The following is a 17,619-nucleotide window of genomic DNA, read 5'->3' as shown; positions in this document are numbered from 1 at the left end:
ATGATGTGTTATAAATTTCTGACCAGCGTCTTGAACTGTTCGCCGCGGTCTTCCATGTTTTTGAATAAGTCGAATGATGCACAGCACGGACTCAGCAGAACAGTCATACCCGGTTCTGCCATTTCGTAGCAGGCTTCTACACATTCTTTCATAGAATGGGTGTCGCGTACTGGTATTCCGAGATTGTCGAAATTGTCGTGTAACTTCTTATTGTCGGCTCCAAGATATACAATGCCAGCACATTTCTCTTTTACTAATGGGATGATAGGACTATAGTCGTTGCCCTTGTCTTTTCCGCCAATGATGAGGATGGTCTTGTTTTTCATTGATTCCAATGCGTACCAGCATGCATCCACATTGGTGGCTTTTGAATCGTTAATATACTGGACGCCACGTACCGAACAAACCTTTTCCAAGCGATGCTCTACGCCGGGGAAGTCGCTGAGCGACTGGCGGATAATGTCTTTCTTGATACCTGCTATGTTGGTAGCGATACCTGCAGCCAGCGAATTGTAGATATTGTGTTTGCCCGTCAAACTGAGAGACTCCTGCTCCATGTTGAATGGTTCGGGTTTCTCAATCTTGTATTCTCCTTCTTCGATGTAACCGATGCTTCCTTTTTCTTTCAGTTCGGAGAAAGGATACAGTATGGCTTTGATGTCATATTTGCTCAGTTCGTTATGGATGATGGGATCATCGTTCCAGAAGATGAAGGCATCTTGAGGTGTCTGATTCTGGATGATGCGCATCTTTGCATCTACATAATTCTGCATGCAGAAGTCGTATCGGTCGAGATGGTCTGGAGTGATGTTCAGCAGAATGGCAATGTTGGCACGGAAGTCATACATGTTGTCCAACTGGAATGAACTCAGTTCGATAACGTAATAGGCATGTGGATCTTCTGCCACTTGAAGTGCCAGCGAATTGCCGATATTGCCTGCCAATCCTACATCGTATCCAGCCTCTTTGAAGATATGGTAGATGAGGCTCGTTGTGGTAGTTTTACCATTTGAACCAGTAATACATATCATTTTCGAATCGGTGTATCGACCAGCAAATTCTATCTCGCTGATGATATGAATGCCCTTCTCCTTCACTTTAACTATCATTGGTGCTGTGTCAGGGATGCCAGGACTTTTGATAATTTCATCGGCATTGAGAATCTTATCCTCTGTGTGTTGACCTTCCTCCCATTCGATATGGTGGTCGTCCATCAGCTTTTTATACTTGTCTTTAATTTTCGACATGTCGCTGACGAACACGTCGAAACCTTCTTTCTTGGCCAGTACAGCGGCGCCTGCACCGCTTTCTCCGGCACCTAATACTACGATTCTGCTCATCTTACTTTTAATGTTATAATCGTTATTGCTGCTAATATAATGGTTGTAATCCAGAAACGGATGGTAATTTTAGATTCATGGAACGGACGATGTGGCCAGTTGCGCAACAGATAGGTACTGGTACTGTCGAGTTGTGAATCAAGTCGGCGGAATGTGTCATGGATTGGTGTGGCACGGAACACACGTACGCGCTTGCCCTTACGTTTCTGCCATTTGAACCATTGGGTCTGGATGATGACACTCAGACTCTCGATGAAGAAAATGCCACAGAGAACTGGCAACAGCAATTCCTTATGGATGATGACTGCGCATACACCGATAATGCCGCCGATCGTCAGCGAACCTGTGTCGCCCATAAAGACCTGTGCAGGGTAGGCATTATACCATAGGAATCCTATCATGGCTCCGACGAAGGCACATAGGAATACTACAAGTTCCTGTGAACCGGGAATATACATGATGTCGAAGTATGCCGCATAGACAATATGACTGCTGACGTATGCAAAGATTCCAAGTGCCACACCAATGATGGCCGAGTTGCCGGCACACATACCGTCCATACCGTCGTTGAGGTTTGCGCCGTTGCTCACAGCCGTTACTACTATAATTGTCATAACGACAAAGAGAATCCATCCGGCTGCAACTTTATGTTCTCCGCAGAATGCCATGATGTTGGAATAATCGAGATTATGGTTCTTAAAGAATGGAATAGTCGTCTGCAGCGACTTGACATTTTCAGTCTTATGCTTGATAACAATTTCTTGATTCTGTTTTTGTACAGATATATTTTCCCGTACTACAGCATCAGGACTCAGCCAAAGTGTTAATCCCACAATGAAGCCAATACTGATTTGCCCCACAATCTTATATTTGCCCTTTAGACCTTCCTTGTTCTTTTTGAAGATCTTGATATAGTCGTCGAGGAATCCAAGGAATCCCAACCATACCGTAGTGACAATCATCAGAATGAGATAGATGTTGCGCATTCTGCCCAACAGTAGGACAGGTACCAGAATGGCTACGATGATGATAATACCGCCCATGGTAGGCACACCTTTCTTTTCCACACCGAAGGGATCGATACTGGCGTCGCGAGCAGTTTCTGATATATGGTGTCGCTTCATCCAGCGAATGAATTTCTCGCCGAACCATGCCGAGATGACCAGCGATAGAATTAATGCCAGAAGTGCACGGAAGGAAATGTACGACCAGATATGTGCTCCTGGGATGTCGAATCCTTCTAAAAATCTAAACAGGTAGTATAACATAGTCTGAATTATGAGTTAAAAATATCACTGACCACTTCGCGGTCGTCGAAATGATGTTTTACGCCTTTTATCTCTTGATAGTCTTCATGACCTTTACCTGCTATGAGGATGACATCGCCTTTTTGTGCCATCATGCAGGCGGTACGGATAGCTTCTTTGCGATCGACGATGCTCACGACCTTCTTCATCTGTTGAGGAGTGAGGCCCGCCAACATGTCGTTGATGATATCTTGTGGTTCCTCAAAGCGTGGGTTATCGCTGGTGATGATGACGCGGTCGCTCTGTTTGACAGCCTCTTGTGCCATGAGCGGGCGTTTGCCTTTGTCGCGGTTGCCTCCTGCGCCACAAACTGTGATGACGTGTCCCTCTTTGCCTTCGAGTACTTCGTGGATGGCATTAAGTACATTCTCCAATGCATCGGGAGTATGTGCATAATCTACTACGGCTGTGATTCCGTCTTTGGAACGAATCGGCTCCAAGCGTCCAGCCACGCTTTTCAGCGTACTCATCACAACGAGAACGTCTTCGGGATTCTTGCCCAGCATGACAGCAGCGCCATAGACAGCCAAAAGGTTGCTGACGTTGAACTTACCGATGAATTGCACGCCTACTTCTCGACCGTTGATTTCGAGATACATGCCTTCAAAGTGACATTCGATAATGTGTGCGCGGAAGTCAGCCATTTGGCGTATGGAGTAGGTCTTGATATTGGCTTTGCAGTTTTGAACCATGACGCTACCGTTTTTGTCATCGGCATTGGTGATGGCAAAAGCCTCTTTGGGCAGTCCGTCGAAGAATGCCTTCTTGGCGTTGCGATAGTTTTCGAAAGTCTTATGATAGTCGAGGTGGTCGCGTGTGAGATTGGTGAAGATGCCTCCTGCAAATGTCAATCCGCCGATACGTTTTTGCGCAATGGCATGGCTTGAACACTCCATGAAGGCGTATTCGCATCCAGCTTCAACCATGCGGTGGAGCAGATGATTGAGTTCGATGGGGTCTGGAGTGGTATGATCGGCTGCAATGGCTTCGTCTTCAATATAATTGCAGACGGTTGAAAGCAGTCCGCAACGGTGTCCGAACTTACGGAACATGTTGTAGAGCAATGTGGCGATGGTTGTTTTACCGTTGGTGCCAGTAACTCCCACCAGTTTGAGCTTCTTAGAAGGATTGCCGTAGAAATTGGTTGCCACCTGACCTACCACATCTTCGGTTGAAGCCACTTGCAAGTAGCTTACGCTTTCGATTTTTTCCTCAGGCATATCCTCGCAGAGAATGGCAGTTGCTCCCAGTTCTATGGCTTTGGCTATGAACTTGTGTCCATCAGTCTGTGTGCCTTTGATAGCCACAAAGAGATGTCCCTTCTCTATTTTGCGTGAGTCGATATTCACGCCTGTAATTTCGGTTTCTGCCGGTCCTGCTATTTGCAGGATGCTGACGGATTTCAGCAGTTCGCTAAGTTTCATATACCTTATTATATTATATAAGAGTTCAACATATGTTTATTTATTCCAATATCAGGGTGCAGACGGTTCCTTTTTGTAGTTTCTGTCCGGCTTGGCAACTTTGTCGTTTGACATGCCCACGGCCTTGGAGCTTTACTTTCATTCCTGTTGACTCCAACAGATAAACTGCATCTTTGGCGCCCATGCCCACAACATCGGGTACGATACCCTTGCCTACGTCGTGTTTGTGGAGAGCCACTTTGTTACTATGACGTTCGGCTGAGCCCCATATCGGGTTGCCGTCTGCATACGATCCGCTCCAGTTTTCTGAGGTTTTAATGCCGAGATGGCTCAATACATAGCCGGCGGCTCCCATATCGCCTCGTTTTACATCGGGTATTACTATGGAGTTTTCGTCATGGGCATCGTTGATGCCGAGTTTGAGGTTACGCGCCATTACACCTTCTGAAATCTGGTGGAACACATCGGCACTCATACCGCCAGAACCACCGTATCCTGATCTTTTGATGCAGACGATGCAGGAGTAGCGTGGCTTTTCTGCGGGGAAATAACCTGCAAATGAAAGCCAATAGGCAATACCTCCTGTTTTATAACCGCCACCCTGTGCCACTTGTGCGGTTCCGGTTTTTCCCGCCACATGGAACATTCTCGATCCGGCTTTCTTACCTGTGCCTTTGCTGACCACTCGTTCGAGTAGCGATTGCACGATTTTCACGGTTTTCATTTTAGCCATTCGTTTCTCCATGACCTTCGTCGGTGGATATTCCTCTACGACTTTCCCTTCTTTCATGATGTATTTCACAAAGCGTGGGCGCATCATCACACCATCATTGGCAATGGCGTTATAGAAGGTGAGTGTGGATATTGGTGGAAGCTGAGTCTCGTATCCTATCGACATCCACGGTAGTGCGGTCTTACTCCAGTTGAGCCATTGTCCTCGCTTGTTCTTCTTGGGCATGCGGATGTGAGGTCTTGCATATCCCTGAATGGGCAGTTTGAGGTCGGCTGCAAGTCCTGTGCGGTAGATTCCTTCCACATATTTCTCAGGTCGGTTGCCGTAGTTTTCGTCGATCACTCGGCTGATACCGATGTTCGAACTGACTTCCATCGCACGTCCGAGAGAGATGTAGCCATAACCGCCTTTTCGCCAGTTGTGGTCTTTCATCTGTGCGCCGTGCATGGGCCAGATGCCTCCAGCTGTTTCTATGTGTTGTGCGGTATCAGCCACTCCGTCGTCGAGCGCCACCATGACAGATGCGGTTTTGAATACCGATCCAGGTTCGCGCAGGTCAGCCACGGCAAAGTTTTTTGTTTCGCGGAATACGTCGCCTGGGCAACGCTCCATGTTGACAATAGCCTTGATATCGCCCGTCGCCACTTCCATGAGGATGGCAACGCCGAGGTCGCAGTTGTCTTTTTTCAGTTCTGCCACGAGTGCGCGTTCTGCCAAGTCTTGCATGTTGACATCAATAGTTGTGACGATGTCGCATCCGTCGATGGGTAGCGTGACCGGAATGTTCAGTTGTGCGTTGAGCACTTTGCGTCGCTTATTGAGACCTGGTGTTCCGCGGAGAATTGTGTCGTAAGCCAGTTCCAGTCCGAGTCTGGCGCTGTCTTTTGCGCCATACATAGAACCGATGGTGCGTTCGCCCAGTGATCCGAATGGGCGCCGGCGTGCATTAAATTCCTCTTCGTGGAATCCGCTTGCGTTTTTCGAGAGTGAGAAGAACGGCAGCGCCTTCACCTCCGTATAGGTGTTGTAGGTGATGCGTTTGGGCCAAATGGGCCAGTGGCGTGCCTTTTTGTTGTGTCCTTCTTCGAGATGTCGTTTGAACTCCGCAGCCGAACGCTCAGGGAATATCTTGCTGAGACCTGTGCAGACAGAATCCACTTTGTCGTTCCATAGCGAGTCTTGGTCCTCGTTATCTATACCGAAGTCCATATAGATTTTGTATTCGGGAATAGAACTTGCCATGAGTTGTCCGTCGCAACTGAGGATATTTCCTCGGTTGGGCTTGACGGTAATACTGTCGCTCTTGAGTCTGCTTGCCACCTCTATCCAGTATTGTTTCTTTGCCGTCATGGTATAGAATGCCTTTCCGATAATCATAATGAATACGATTACCAGTGCGAAAGCGATCCAGAAATACCGCTGTGCTATGCTGCTATTGTTTATTTTACTCATTGACGGGTTTAGTTTTCGGGCACTTGTATAATATATGGTGGCTGGTCGGCTATGTGTAATACCGAGTCCTTGTTCTGTTGAAGTGTTTCGAGTACATGGCTCTCACGGCATTTTTCGGTGAGCGTGCTCGATGCTGCCAATGCTTTGTTTTTAGCATCCTTGAGCTGAATTTCCAGTTTTCGTATGGTTACCATGTCTTGCTGATATTGATAGCGGAATGCGATATAGACGAGTGTGAATGCCACCACGAGGAGAATCAGTCCGACTTGAGCGCGCACAAAGTCTGCCGTCAGGAAGTCGCCACCCAATACGCTCTTCATGCTGAGCTGTTGTCCGGGATGGGTATCGCTGTCCTGTGCCGTCTCCTGTATCTTCTTCAGCGTCTCTTGCAGCTGCTGTTCTGCCTTTTCGGCGCGCATCTGTTTTTTACTGACGGCGGCGTCTTCTGTGGTTTCCTTATTCTCGTCGAGAATGATGTCTGAATCTTTATTTGTCATTTTCTTGTGGTGTTATTCTGTTTTCTCTGCTATTCTCAGTTTTGCGCTACGGCTTCTGGGATTGTTTTGAAGTTCTTCGTCGCAGGGTGTGATGACCTTGTTGTTGACCAACCGGAATGGGCTGGTGATGCGTCCGAAGAAGTCTTGTTCTATTTTTCCTTCCACATTACCGGCTTTCATCACGTTTTTCACGAGTCGGTCTTCTAATGAGTGGTAGGTGATGACGCTCAGTCTTCCGCCTTTTCCCAACATTCGGGTTGCTCCCAGCAACATGTCGCGAAGGGCGTCCATCTCATGGTTGACTTCGATACGAAGTGCCTGATAGAGTCTTGCCATGTCTTTTTTCTCCCGCTCGGAGCGCATTAGCGGTTCGATGACGGTGGTCAGGTCGCTTGTTGTGACGATGGGGTGAGCGGCTCTTGCCTTGACGATGGCGGCGGCGATGCGTCGTGCACTCTTCATTTCTCCGTAGAGGTAGAAGATGTCTGCCAACTGACTTTCTGCATAGTTGTTGAGAATATCGGCTGCAGTCGTACCTGCGCGTTTGTTCATTCTCATATCCAATGGTGCATCGAATCGGAAGGAAAAGCCCCTGGTCTCGTCGTCGAAGTGGTGGCTTGATACGCCAAGGTCAGCCAACAGCCCGTCGATATGGTCGATGCCATAGTAACGCATCCAGTTGCAGAGGTAGCGGAAGTTGCTTCTGACAAAGGTGAAACGGTCGTCATTCACGATGTTTTGCTCTGCATCGGCATCTTGGTCGAAGCTGTAGAGATGTCCATTGGGACCGAGATGACGCAGTATTTCGCGCGAATGTCCACCTCCGCCGAATGTCACATCTACATAGATGCCGTCGGGCTTGATGTCAAGTCCGTTGATGCTCTCGTTGAGGAGCACAGGTACGTGGTATGTTTCTGCCGTTTTTGCCATGTCGGTTTAGAGTTTATCGTTGTCTGTCATCAGTTCTTCGAGTGCGTTTCCGAAGTCTTCGGCACTCATTTTCTGCTGTTCTGCCTCGCTATTGCTCCATATTTCGATGGTGTCGCCCATGCCGATGAATCGGATTTCTTGTTCGATATTAGCCATCCGTTGGAAGCGTTTGGGTATGAGAAAACGACCGTTTCCGTCGAGGCTGACAAGTTCTACGTCGCTCACAAACTGTCGAAACACTTGCTGTTGGGTCTTGTTCCAGCGGTTCAGTCGTTGGCGCATGCTGTCCATTTGCTCGTTCCATACAGATTCGGGATAGAGCACGAGGCAGGTCTGAAACACGTCTTTTCTTAGCACAAGACGCTCTTCACCCCCAGTCTGCAATACTTTTCTGAATGTTGCAGGCAGGAATGCACGCCCCTTGGCGTCAGCCTTTGCTTCTATATTACCTAAAAAACGCATGCGTACTTATTTATAATATGATTTTAATTCTCGCTTGCAAAATTAAACAAAATCCTCCATATTTCCCCACATTTCCCCACTTTTTTTATGATTATTTTTGTAGGTATAATGTTAATAGTTTGTAAGTGGTTGATTTATAGTGGTATTCTTAAATATTTGTAAGTGACATTCCGGTGGAGCGTTTTTCGTAATATTGAGGTTCGGTTTTACAGTAAAGCGTATTGTGTTTTTGAAGTCTTGGCGTTAAGCTCTCGCAAGCGAAACTTTAACTTGCATTTTGACGAACTTCATCAAACCCTTTGTCTTCGGGATATGTTCGGGATGCCTTCGGGATGAAGTCGCCCGCAGGAGCATGTGGGCAACTCAAAACAGAGTCAGATGAAAGTCTTGTATTCTTTCGATGAAATTCTCAACTGAGTCCGATGTATCTCCCAAGTAAGTCCCAAGTAAGTCCCAAAACTTGCGGTTGATTATGAGAAAGTGAAGGGAGAATGATGGGAAGAAAATGGGAAACTTGTCGATGCAGAACAAATCAAAAAGTTGGTTGATAACCGAGTTAGGCAGACAGTTTCTTGCTCGTTTTTGTGGTTGTTTTATGCTGTTTGCTATTTGAGTAATGTTGCAAAAACGCCCAATGTGATTACAAAAACACGAAGATTAAAAGTTTTTCGTGAAAAAATGTGCTGTTTCTCAAACTAATTTCTTAATTTTGCATCTGATTAGTATGTATGTAAGAGAGAAATGAATCAGATAACAGAGAAAACGATTGATATTGACCAGATACTCAAGAATAAGTTGGGCGCCAAATCCAAATGGGTGCCCCGCCCATTGGTATCGTGGCTGAAACGTATTGTGCATCAGGATCGCGTCAACGCATTCCTGTGGGAAAGCCGCCATAAAACAGGTACCGAATGGCTCGAAGCTTGTGTCGAATATCTGCAAATGACCATCAAGATCGTGGGTAAAGAGAATCTTCCCGATCCCAACGACGGCCGCCTCTATACCTTTGTTTCCAACCATCCGTTGGGCGGAGAAGATGGTGTAGCGCTCGGCGCCATTATCGGTCGTCATTACGACAGTCGATTCCGTTATCTCGTCAATGACCTGCTGATGAATCTTCCAGGACTGGCTCCGCTTTGCATTCCTATCAACAAAACGGGTAAACAAGGCCGTAACTTCCCGGCAATGGTGAAAGCTGGCTTTGAAAGCGACAACCACATGCTGATGTATCCTGCGGGCATTTGTTCACGTCGCCGAAACGGCGTGATTCGCGATGTGGCATGGAGCAAGACTTTTATTGTCAAGAGTGTGGAGTATCAGCGCGATATTGTGCCCATCCATTTCAGTGGGCAAAATTCTGATTTCTTCTATCGTTTGGCTAATTTTAGCGACAAACATCTGAAGTTTAACCTTGCCATGCTTTTCCTTGTAGATGAAATGTATAAGAACGTAGGCAAAAACTTCGAAATAAAAATAGGCAAGCCTATTCCCTGGCAAACCTTTGATAAATCGAAAACACCGATGGAATGGGCACAATATGTGCAAGATATCGTGTATAGTCTATAAACCAACAGAAGAACAACTTATAGCTAACAGACAGATAAGCAAATGGAACAGCCAATTATTCAACCCATTGACAAGGAAGTGCTCAAAAGCGAACTGACGCCCGACAAGCGCCTTCGCATGACCAACAAGAGCAACAATGAAATCTATGTCATTACCGCACACAATGCACCCAACGTGATGCAGGAGATCGGGCGACTGCGAGAGATTGCTTTCCGCGAGGCTGGCGGAGGAACTGGCAAGGAAGTCGATATCGACGAGTTTGATACGTGCGAGCGATGCTACAAACAGCTCATCGTGTGGAACCCGGAGGCGGAAGAGATTATCGGAGGTTACCGTTATTTGCTGGGTACTGACTGGGAATATGATGACAAGGGACAACCTATTCTTGCCACCAGTCACATGTTCCATTTCTCTGAAAAGTTTATCAAAGACTATGCACCCCAGACCGTAGAACTCGGTCGGTCGTTTGTCTCGCTTCCTTATCAGTCGTCTCGCATGGGCGCCAAGAGTCTCTTCGCACTTGATAACCTGTGGGATGGACTTGGCGCACTCACGGTTATTCGTCCTAATATACGCTACTATTTCGGAAAAATGACCATGTACCCCTCTTATATCCGTAAGGGACGCGACATGATTCTCTATTTCTTGAAAAAGCATTTCGACGATAAAGAACATCTCATTATCCCGATGAAACCGCTGCAATTGGAGTCTGACGTGCGCGAATTTGAGGCGCTCTTCTCTGGCAAGGACTTTAAAGATGACTATCGTATCCTCAATCGGGAGATTAGAAAGTTGGGCTATAATATTCCCCCATTGGTTAATGCTTATATGAGTTTGTCGCCCACCATGAAACTCTTTGGCACAGCCATCAATTATGGTTTTGGCGATGTGGAGGAAACGGGAATCCTTATAGCCGTTGACGAAATACTTGAAGAGAAGCGTCAGCGCCATATCGACTCGTTTGTTCAGTCGCATCCTGAGGCTTTGAAGATTACAAGCGGCGCTAATAATGTTATCTATAAAGAGAAGACGCCCCAAGGAGAATAAGGAGCGCCTTCTATGGATTTTCAGATAATCGGTTCCATTGCAAATATCCTTGAATGATAGTGGGAGAATTGCGATGGAACCGATGTTTTTTTGCTGTTTTGGCTCAAAGGTCTAATCGAGAAAGGAGCTGATTGCTTTAGCCCACTCCCGATGCGTCAATCAAGTTTGGCTTATACGATAGGTAGTGAAATACCGTTGATCTTCTGATAAACATCGAGTGCATAAACATCGGTCATTCCTGCAATATAGTCGATAACCGCCATGATGCGTGTTTCAAGGTTGTCGGCCTGAATATCGTATTGGCTGGAAACCCTACTGATGAGCTGTTGTGAATAGTAACGCTCGGGATGCATGACGGCTTCGGTCATTTGTTTCATGAGCGTTTCCATAATCTTATAACCCGAAAGCTCCACGTCAAGAACCGGTCGGCTGCGATAGATGCGCACCTTTGAAAGTTCAGCACACCGGCGGTAGGCCTCTTTTTGAGTGGGATGGATGTGGTCTATCAAACAGCCGGTAAACGTACCGTTGAGAATGTTTTCTTCGTTTTCGACAAATGCGTTGGCACATTCGTTTTCTAACTTTCCTATCACGCAAGCACGCAAATACACAATCTTTTCGTTGGTGTCCTGCAACGCCTCGTCGTCGATGCGTTGGCGAATCTTCGCCTGGGTGGCTTCGTCGAAGAAGTTGAGCAGTAAACGCTCGGTCTCTTCGTATGATAGAATCTTCAGTTTGTGAGCATCCTCAATATCCATGACTTCATAGCAGATGTCATCGGCTGCCTCTACCAAATAGACTAATGGATGGCGTGCGTACCGCAAGGGCTCTTCTGTGTGGGATAAGCGAATTATCCCCATTTCATCGGCAATTCGTTGGTAGAAATCCTGTTCTGACTGAAAGAAGCCGAATTTGCCCTTCTTGCCAGCTGCCGATGAGGCATAAGGGTACTTTACGATACTTGCCAGCGTGCTGTAAGTCATGACGAAACCACCTGTGCGCCGCCCCTTAAACTGATGGGTCAACAGGCGAAAAGCATTGGCATTACCCTCGAAATGGGTGATGTCGTCCCAAAATGCATCACTTACCAACGGTTTCAGTTGCAGTCCTTCGCCTTCGGTAAAGAAGGTTTGAATGGCTTTCTCGCCACTATGACCAAATGGCGGATTGCCCAAATCGTGTGCCAGACAGGCCGTTGAAACAATCTGCCCAATCTGTTCAAAAAGGGTATCTTTCAGTTCGGGACGCTTCTCGGCAATAAGTCTTTGCGCCACATCGTTGCCCAACGACATTCCCACACTTGCCACTTCCAGCGAGTGGGTAAGGCGATTGTGAACAAAGACGCTACCCGGCAGAGGAAATACTTGCGTCTTGTTTTGCAGTCGTCGAAAGGGCGCCGAGAATATCAGTCGGTCGTAATCACGCTTAAATTCAGTACGGTCGTCGTGGCGCTCGGTGTGGCGATGCTCCTGTCCGAGGCGTTTGTTTGATATGAGTTTAGTCCATTCCATGATGGCAAAGTTACTAAAAAGTATGAAACCTACAAAGTTTTCTGCAAAAAACGATGGCAGTTTGATAGGAATTCTGTAAATTTGCACATTAATATAAATAAACCAACAAATGCTGAAAATTAACGCTATCAATCGTGGACGCCAACCTATGCCCACATACGCCACATCGCAAAGTGCGGGAATGGATCTCCGTGCCAACCTTGAAGAGCCTGTTGTGCTCCATCCTATGGAGCGTCGGCTCATACCCACCGGACTGCATATTGCATTGCCTGAGGGTTATGAAGCACAAGTAAGACCCCGTAGCGGATTAGCGCTGAAGCATGGTTTGACCGTACTTAATGCCCCTGGCACTATCGATGCCGACTATCGCGGTGAGATTGGTGTGGTGCTTATCAACTTATCGCAGGAAGACTTCACCATCAACGACGGAGAGCGCATTGCCCAGTTGGTAGTGGCACGATATGAGCAAGTAGAGTTCTCACTCGTAGAAACACTCGATGAAACCGAGCGTGGCGAAGGCGGGTATGGTCATACTGGCGTGAAGTAATTAGTAGCGCAGTAACAGACGAGATGTTAGTGTAAAGAAGATACATGAAACGCAGATATACAATCATTCTATTGGTAGTGGCTCTGGTCTGCACGGCTGTAACAGCACAGACCGATGAGGATACATCGAGAAAATACGATGCGTTCTTCCTTGAAGCCATCAACCAGCGTGTCAAAGGCAACAACGATGCGGCCTTCGACCTGTTGCGCCATTGTGTCGATATAGACTCTACCAAGTCTGAAGCATGGTATTTTCTGGCACAATACTATGATGCTTTGAAGGAAAACGACAAGGCACAACGTTGTGTGGAAAAGGCTGCTTCGCTCGATCCCGATATTTCTACCTATCAAGAAATACTCGCCAATCTGTATCTCAGCAAGCAGGATTACCCCAAAGCCATCGAGGTGTTGAACCGTATCTATGAGGCTAACCACGATAGAGAGGATGTGCTTGGTGCACTGGTGTCTATTTATGAAGACCAGCAAGATTACAAATCTGCCATCCAAACACTCAACCGCTTGGAGGTGATGGAAGGCAGAAGTACACAGTTCTCATTGAAGAAAAGCGGATACTATACCCAACTCGGCAATAAGAAAGCTGCCATCCGTGAGATGCAGAAACTTGCCAATCAGTATCCTAATGATTTGAATTACAGGGGACTCTATGCACAGGCGCTTATCAATAATGGGCAGGAAGAAAAAGGACTCGACATCTATGATGAAATCCTTGAACAGGATCCCGACAACCGTTTCACACTCCTTGCCCTGTTGCAATACGAGCAGAAACATGGAGACCCTGATGTGGTTGACTCGCTGATGCAGCGTGTCCTGGTCAGTAAAAATGCTACTTCGCAGGATAGGGTGTCGCTCATGAGACAAGAAATTGCAGAGAGCGAACAGAATGGCGGTGACTCCACTCGTGTGCTCTACCTCTTTGACCGCATGCTTGAGCAAAAGCCTCTCGATGCTGATGTTGCCATGCTTTGTGTCGCTTATATGACGCTAAAGAATATGCCACGCGACACGATTACCGTTGTGCTCGACCGTGTTATTGCAGAAACACCGGATAATGCAGCAGCAAGATTGCAACTCGTTGATTATGCCTGGCGAGATCAGGATATGCCGCGAGTGGTCAGTCTGTGTCAGGGGGCACGCCTCTACAATCCCGATGAAATGGCATTTTATTATTATCAGGGTGTGGCTTACTATCAACAAGACAAACTTGACGAGGCGCTCAATGCCTTCCAGAATGGCATCGGAGTGATCACACAGGACAGCGATCCTGATATTGTCAGCGATTTCTATGCTGTCATGGGGGATATCTACCATCAGAAAGGATTCGACAAAGAGGCTTATGCGGCTTATGACTCCTGTCTGCAATGGAAAGAAGATAATGTGGGATGTCTCAACAACTATGCCTATTATCTCTCAGAAACCGGCCAGCAGCTCGATAAAGCCGAGCAAATGTCGCTCAAAACCGTAAAGGCTGAACCTAAAAACGCAACGTTCCTCGATACATACGCATGGATTCTCTTTCGGCAGAAACGTTATGCCGAAGCCAAAATCTATATAGACCAGACCCTGCAATGCGATTCCGACACATCGGCAGTATTGTTGGAACATGCCGGAGACATCTATTATCATGTAGGCAATAAGCAGCAGGCGGTCGAGTATTGGAAGCAAGCTTTGGAACGAACCCGACAAACAGTCGGATCAGAAGATAACCGTTTAAAAATCATAGCACGTAAAATTAAACTAAAGAAGTACGTAAAAGAATGAAAGCAACCAGCATGATGAAACTTGCAGGACTGGCAGTGGCATTTGCCCTCGCATCCTGCGGAACTCAGAAAAAAGCCGTCAAGGACAATGCCTCGAAGGCACCAGTGGCTACCGCCCAACAGCAGGAATTCCTGCAAAAGGTTACTGACAATGCGCAGTATGCCAAGTTTATCACATCTAAAGTGAAGTTCTCTGTAGAGGTGGGCAATCAGCATCTCACCCTCACCGGCAACCTCAAGATGAAGCGCGATGATGTGATCCGTCTGCAACTCACAGCCTTTGGATTTGTGGAGGCAGGCAGACTGGAATTCACCAAAGACTATGTCCTCATCATGGACCGTATCAACAAGCAGTATCTCAAAGCCAACTACAATCAGTTGGACTTCATGCGCAATAGCGGACTCAACTTCTATTCGCTGCAGGCTCTCTTCTGGAATGAACTCTTCCAGCCGGGCAATACTGCGATGACCGATGAGATGCTGAAGAATTTTACTACCGATCTCTATGGAGACGATGCCGTTATCAGTTTTGCAAAAGATAAGCTCAGCTATCGTTGGCTGGCTGATAAGGAGGGCGCACAGGTGAAGATGGCTAATATTGTCTATGAAGACAGAATCCGTGGCAACTACTCGTTGAACTGGGATTATAGCAACTTCAAGCAGACCAGCAAGCGTCTCTTCCCCTATACACACGCCATCACATTCCGCACTCCAGATAAGGAAGTGAAGTTTGGAATGACGCTCAACTATCTGTCGAATGATGATAACTGGGAAACCAGAACAGAGGTTTCTGCCAAATACCGTGAGGTGACGGTCGATCAAATCCTCCGCCGCTTTATGGCTCTCTAATATAGCGAATGAAGCGAATTATTATACTCACTCTTCTTGCCTTTGCCTTTGTGGTAGTGCCGGCACAGCAGAAACGTACCGCAAAGCCTAAGGCAAGAACTACAACCACAAGTGCCCAGCGCAAAAAAACTGCGTCGGGCAAAGCAACATCTACCCGGAAGCGAACAGGAAATGCTGCGGCAAAACGTAAGACAACGCGCCAACCAGAGTCGGTGCAGAGTCTGCAGAATCAAAGAAAGAATATTCAGCGACAGATCAAACTGCAGGAACAACGACTGCGTAGCAACGAGCGCGATGTGAAACAACGTTTGCAGAATCTGATGATCATCAATACCGAGATTGCCTCGAAGCGTCGCACCATCGACACCATACGTCGCGATCTCTCCAATATTGATGTGGAAATACAGACAATGAACCGGGAGCTCGATGCCTTGCAAAAGGATTTGGAACTGTGTAAACAACGCTATGTCAAGTCGATGCGCTATATGCACCGCAATCGATCTGTACAGAGCCAGATGATGTTTATCTTTAGTGCCAGCAGTTTCTCGCAAATGTACCGACGCTTGCGATTCATGAGGGAATATGCCTCCTATCAGCGTTCGCAGGGTGAAGATGTGAAAGTGAAACAGGCTGAAGTTGCTGCCAAGCGCAGCGAACTGGCTGGTGCTCGCGATGCAAAACACAAACTGTTGACTCGTGGTGAGAGTGAGAAACGTTCGCTGGAAGGTAAGCAGGCCGAACAGCAGAATGTGGTATCTTCGTTGCAAAAACAGCAGAAGACCATCCAACGGGTCATTGACCAACAACGCAAGAAGGATGCTGCTATCAATGCGCAGATTGACAGACTGATTGCCCAAGAAGTGGCAAGACAAAAGGCAAGAGCCGCCGCAGAGGCCAAGCGCAAGGCTGCTGCCGAAGCTGCACGCAAGCGTGATGCAGAACTGGCTCGCAAGAAGCGGGAGGCCGAAGAGGCTGCACGCGAAAACGCGCGACGCATTGCCGAGGCTAAAGCTCTTGAGGACAAGGCACGTGCAGAAGTCAAGGCGGCTCGCGATAAGAAAGCGCGTGATGCTGCCGATCGTGCAGCCCACGAAGCATCACAGGCTCGTATTGCTGCCGAGCGTAAGGCTGCCGCAGATGCCAAACGACATAAACAGGAGGTGGCAGAAGCTAAGAAAAAATCGGATGAGGTGCTCTATAACATGAGCAGCGACGACCGGCGCATCAGTGGTAACTTTGAGAGCAACCGAGGCAGACTGCCCATGCCTATCACGGGTGGCTACCGCATCGTCAGCCATTTCGGTCAGTATAATGTAGAGGGACTGAACAACGTTCGCCTCGACAATAAGGGTATTAATATACAAGGTCAGGCTGGCGCACAGGCACGAAGCATCTTCGATGGTGAAGTGAGTGGTGTCTTCAGCTTCGGAGGCACGGTCATTGTCATGGTGCGTCACGGCAGTTACATCTCTGTTTATTGCAATTTGTCATCGGTCAACGTACACCGTGGACAGAAAGTGACTGCTCGTCAACCCCTTGGACGTATTGGTCAAGACAATATTCTGCAATTCCAATTACGTAAGGAAACGGCTAAGCTCAATCCTGAAGCATGGCTCGGAAGATAGTAGAGGTCTCGCAATAGATGAACATAGCATTCCCCAATTGGTCGTTTGGCTGATTGGGGGATGTTGTTTACCAAAGTGCATTAGAGGTAAGCTACTCTAAATTTCAGTTTTCATATTTATTTCGAACACTCGAACACCACTATGGTTTAAACGGTTGTGAGATAGTGATTTAGTAGGGTGTAAGATAACTTGAACTCCCGTGTTTTCTAACACCATTCGAACACCGCGATTTTTTCTGTAATTATGTCGGATGTTCACACGAAGTAAACAAAAATTACCCCAATTCGGGATAAAATAGCGATTAGTTGCATGTGAAGACAGATACGTGAATTCTCTTCCCATACCATCAGACATGGGCTATATATAAAGAATCGAAAGAGATTATTCTGTCCTTAGAACAATGTAAGTTGCTTCGTGTCTTCGATGCAGTATCCTTGCAATGCCTTTGGCTTGTTATCAAAGAAACAATATGCTCCCAAGGCAGAAATAAGGTTCATGATAAAGTTGCTTACAGATCTATGGCGTGAATGTACAATCTGTGCCGTATTCTTC

General features: G+C 47.1%; 14 protein-coding genes and 1 pseudogene. 6 read left to right on the top strand and 9 right to left on the bottom strand.

Annotated features, from left to right (window positions below):
- Nucleotides 1-8: 8 nt before the first annotated feature.
- From murD to mraZ, 7 genes are read right to left on the bottom strand one after another with little or no spacing between them, the layout of a single operon-like run.
- A complete protein-coding gene (gene murD, locus CIK88_RS03870) occupies nucleotides 9-1,340 on the bottom strand; it encodes a UDP-N-acetylmuramoyl-L-alanine--D-glutamate ligase (protein ID WP_094434647.1) in 1,332 nt (443 codons plus the stop codon).
- Nucleotides 1,337-2,608, bottom strand: coding sequence for a phospho-N-acetylmuramoyl-pentapeptide-transferase (locus CIK88_RS03865; protein WP_094434645.1), 1,272 nt, complete (start codon nucleotides 2,606-2,608; stop codon nucleotides 1,337-1,339). The genes murD and CIK88_RS03865 overlap by 4 nt, the downstream gene beginning before the upstream one ends.
- A gap of 8 nt (nucleotides 2,609-2,616) precedes the next feature.
- A complete protein-coding gene (locus CIK88_RS03860; RefSeq protein ID WP_094434643.1) occupies nucleotides 2,617-4,071 on the bottom strand; it encodes a UDP-N-acetylmuramoyl-L-alanyl-D-glutamate--2,6-diaminopimelate ligase in 1,455 nt (484 codons plus the stop codon).
- Between the two features lie 40 nt (nucleotides 4,072-4,111).
- Nucleotides 4,112-6,256 (bottom strand): penicillin-binding protein, encoded by a 2,145-nt coding sequence (locus CIK88_RS03855; protein ID WP_094391745.1) that lies wholly within the window; start codon nucleotides 6,254-6,256, stop codon nucleotides 4,112-4,114.
- Between the two features lie 8 nt (nucleotides 6,257-6,264).
- Nucleotides 6,265-6,753, bottom strand: coding sequence for an FtsL-like putative cell division protein (locus tag CIK88_RS03850; RefSeq protein ID WP_254046324.1), 489 nt, complete (start codon nucleotides 6,751-6,753; stop codon nucleotides 6,265-6,267).
- Between the two features lie 12 nt (nucleotides 6,754-6,765).
- Nucleotides 6,766-7,683 carry a 16S rRNA (cytosine(1402)-N(4))-methyltransferase RsmH gene (rsmH, locus tag CIK88_RS03845; protein ID WP_094434641.1) on the bottom strand — a complete coding sequence of 306 codons (918 nt, stop codon included), beginning with the start codon at nucleotides 7,681-7,683 and terminating at the stop codon, nucleotides 6,766-6,768.
- A gap of 6 nt (nucleotides 7,684-7,689) precedes the next feature.
- Entirely contained in the window at nucleotides 7,690-8,145 is a 456-nt protein-coding gene (gene mraZ, locus CIK88_RS03840; RefSeq protein WP_094391747.1) for a division/cell wall cluster transcriptional repressor MraZ, read from the bottom strand.
- Nucleotides 8,146-8,886: 741 nt separating this feature from the next.
- Here mraZ and CIK88_RS03835 point away from each other — a divergent pair.
- Nucleotides 8,887-9,711 carry a glycerol acyltransferase gene (locus tag CIK88_RS03835; protein ID WP_094391748.1) on the top strand — a complete coding sequence of 275 codons (825 nt, stop codon included), beginning with the start codon at nucleotides 8,887-8,889 and terminating at the stop codon, nucleotides 9,709-9,711.
- Nucleotides 9,712-9,753: 42 nt separating this feature from the next.
- Nucleotides 9,754-10,758: a GNAT family N-acetyltransferase gene (locus CIK88_RS03830; RefSeq protein WP_094434639.1), complete on the top strand. Its 1,005-nt coding sequence runs from the start codon at nucleotides 9,754-9,756 to the stop codon at nucleotides 10,756-10,758.
- Nucleotides 10,759-10,928: 170 nt separating this feature from the next.
- On the opposite strand, the gene dgt is transcribed toward CIK88_RS03830, so the two are convergent.
- A complete protein-coding gene (gene dgt / locus CIK88_RS03825) occupies nucleotides 10,929-12,269 on the bottom strand; it encodes a dGTP triphosphohydrolase (RefSeq protein ID WP_094435026.1) in 1,341 nt (446 codons plus the stop codon).
- Between the two features lie 109 nt (nucleotides 12,270-12,378).
- Here dgt and dut point away from each other — a divergent pair, with 109 nt between their 5' ends.
- The 4 genes from dut to CIK88_RS03805 are packed head-to-tail and all read left to right on the top strand — an operon-like array spanning nucleotide 12,379 to nucleotide 17,067.
- Nucleotides 12,379-12,816 (top strand): dUTP diphosphatase, encoded by a 438-nt coding sequence (gene dut, locus CIK88_RS03820; protein WP_094391750.1) that lies wholly within the window; start codon nucleotides 12,379-12,381, stop codon nucleotides 12,814-12,816.
- Nucleotides 12,817-12,860: 44 nt separating this feature from the next.
- Nucleotides 12,861-14,594, top strand: coding sequence for a tetratricopeptide repeat protein (locus CIK88_RS03815; RefSeq protein ID WP_094434637.1), 1,734 nt, complete (start codon nucleotides 12,861-12,863; stop codon nucleotides 14,592-14,594).
- Nucleotides 14,591-15,442, top strand: coding sequence for a DUF4292 domain-containing protein (locus CIK88_RS03810; RefSeq protein WP_094434635.1), 852 nt, complete (start codon nucleotides 14,591-14,593; stop codon nucleotides 15,440-15,442). Before CIK88_RS03815 ends, CIK88_RS03810 begins: the two co-directional genes overlap by 4 nt.
- 8 nt (nucleotides 15,443-15,450) lie before the next feature.
- Nucleotides 15,451-17,067, top strand: a complete 1,617-nt coding sequence (locus tag CIK88_RS03805; protein WP_094434631.1) for a murein hydrolase activator EnvC — start codon at nucleotides 15,451-15,453, stop codon at nucleotides 17,065-17,067.
- Between the two features lie 392 nt (nucleotides 17,068-17,459).
- On the opposite strand, the pseudogene CIK88_RS12560 reads toward CIK88_RS03805, so the two are convergent.
- Nucleotides 17,460-17,619 (bottom strand): annotated as a pseudogene (locus tag CIK88_RS12560) (IS982 family transposase); the annotation flags it as partial.

Source organism: Prevotella sp. P5-50, from assembly GCF_002251295.1.
GTDB lineage: Bacteria > Bacteroidota > Bacteroidia > Bacteroidales > Bacteroidaceae > Prevotella.
Note: the sequence above shows the minus strand (reverse complement) of the source record. Positions and strands in the feature narration are given on the sequence as shown.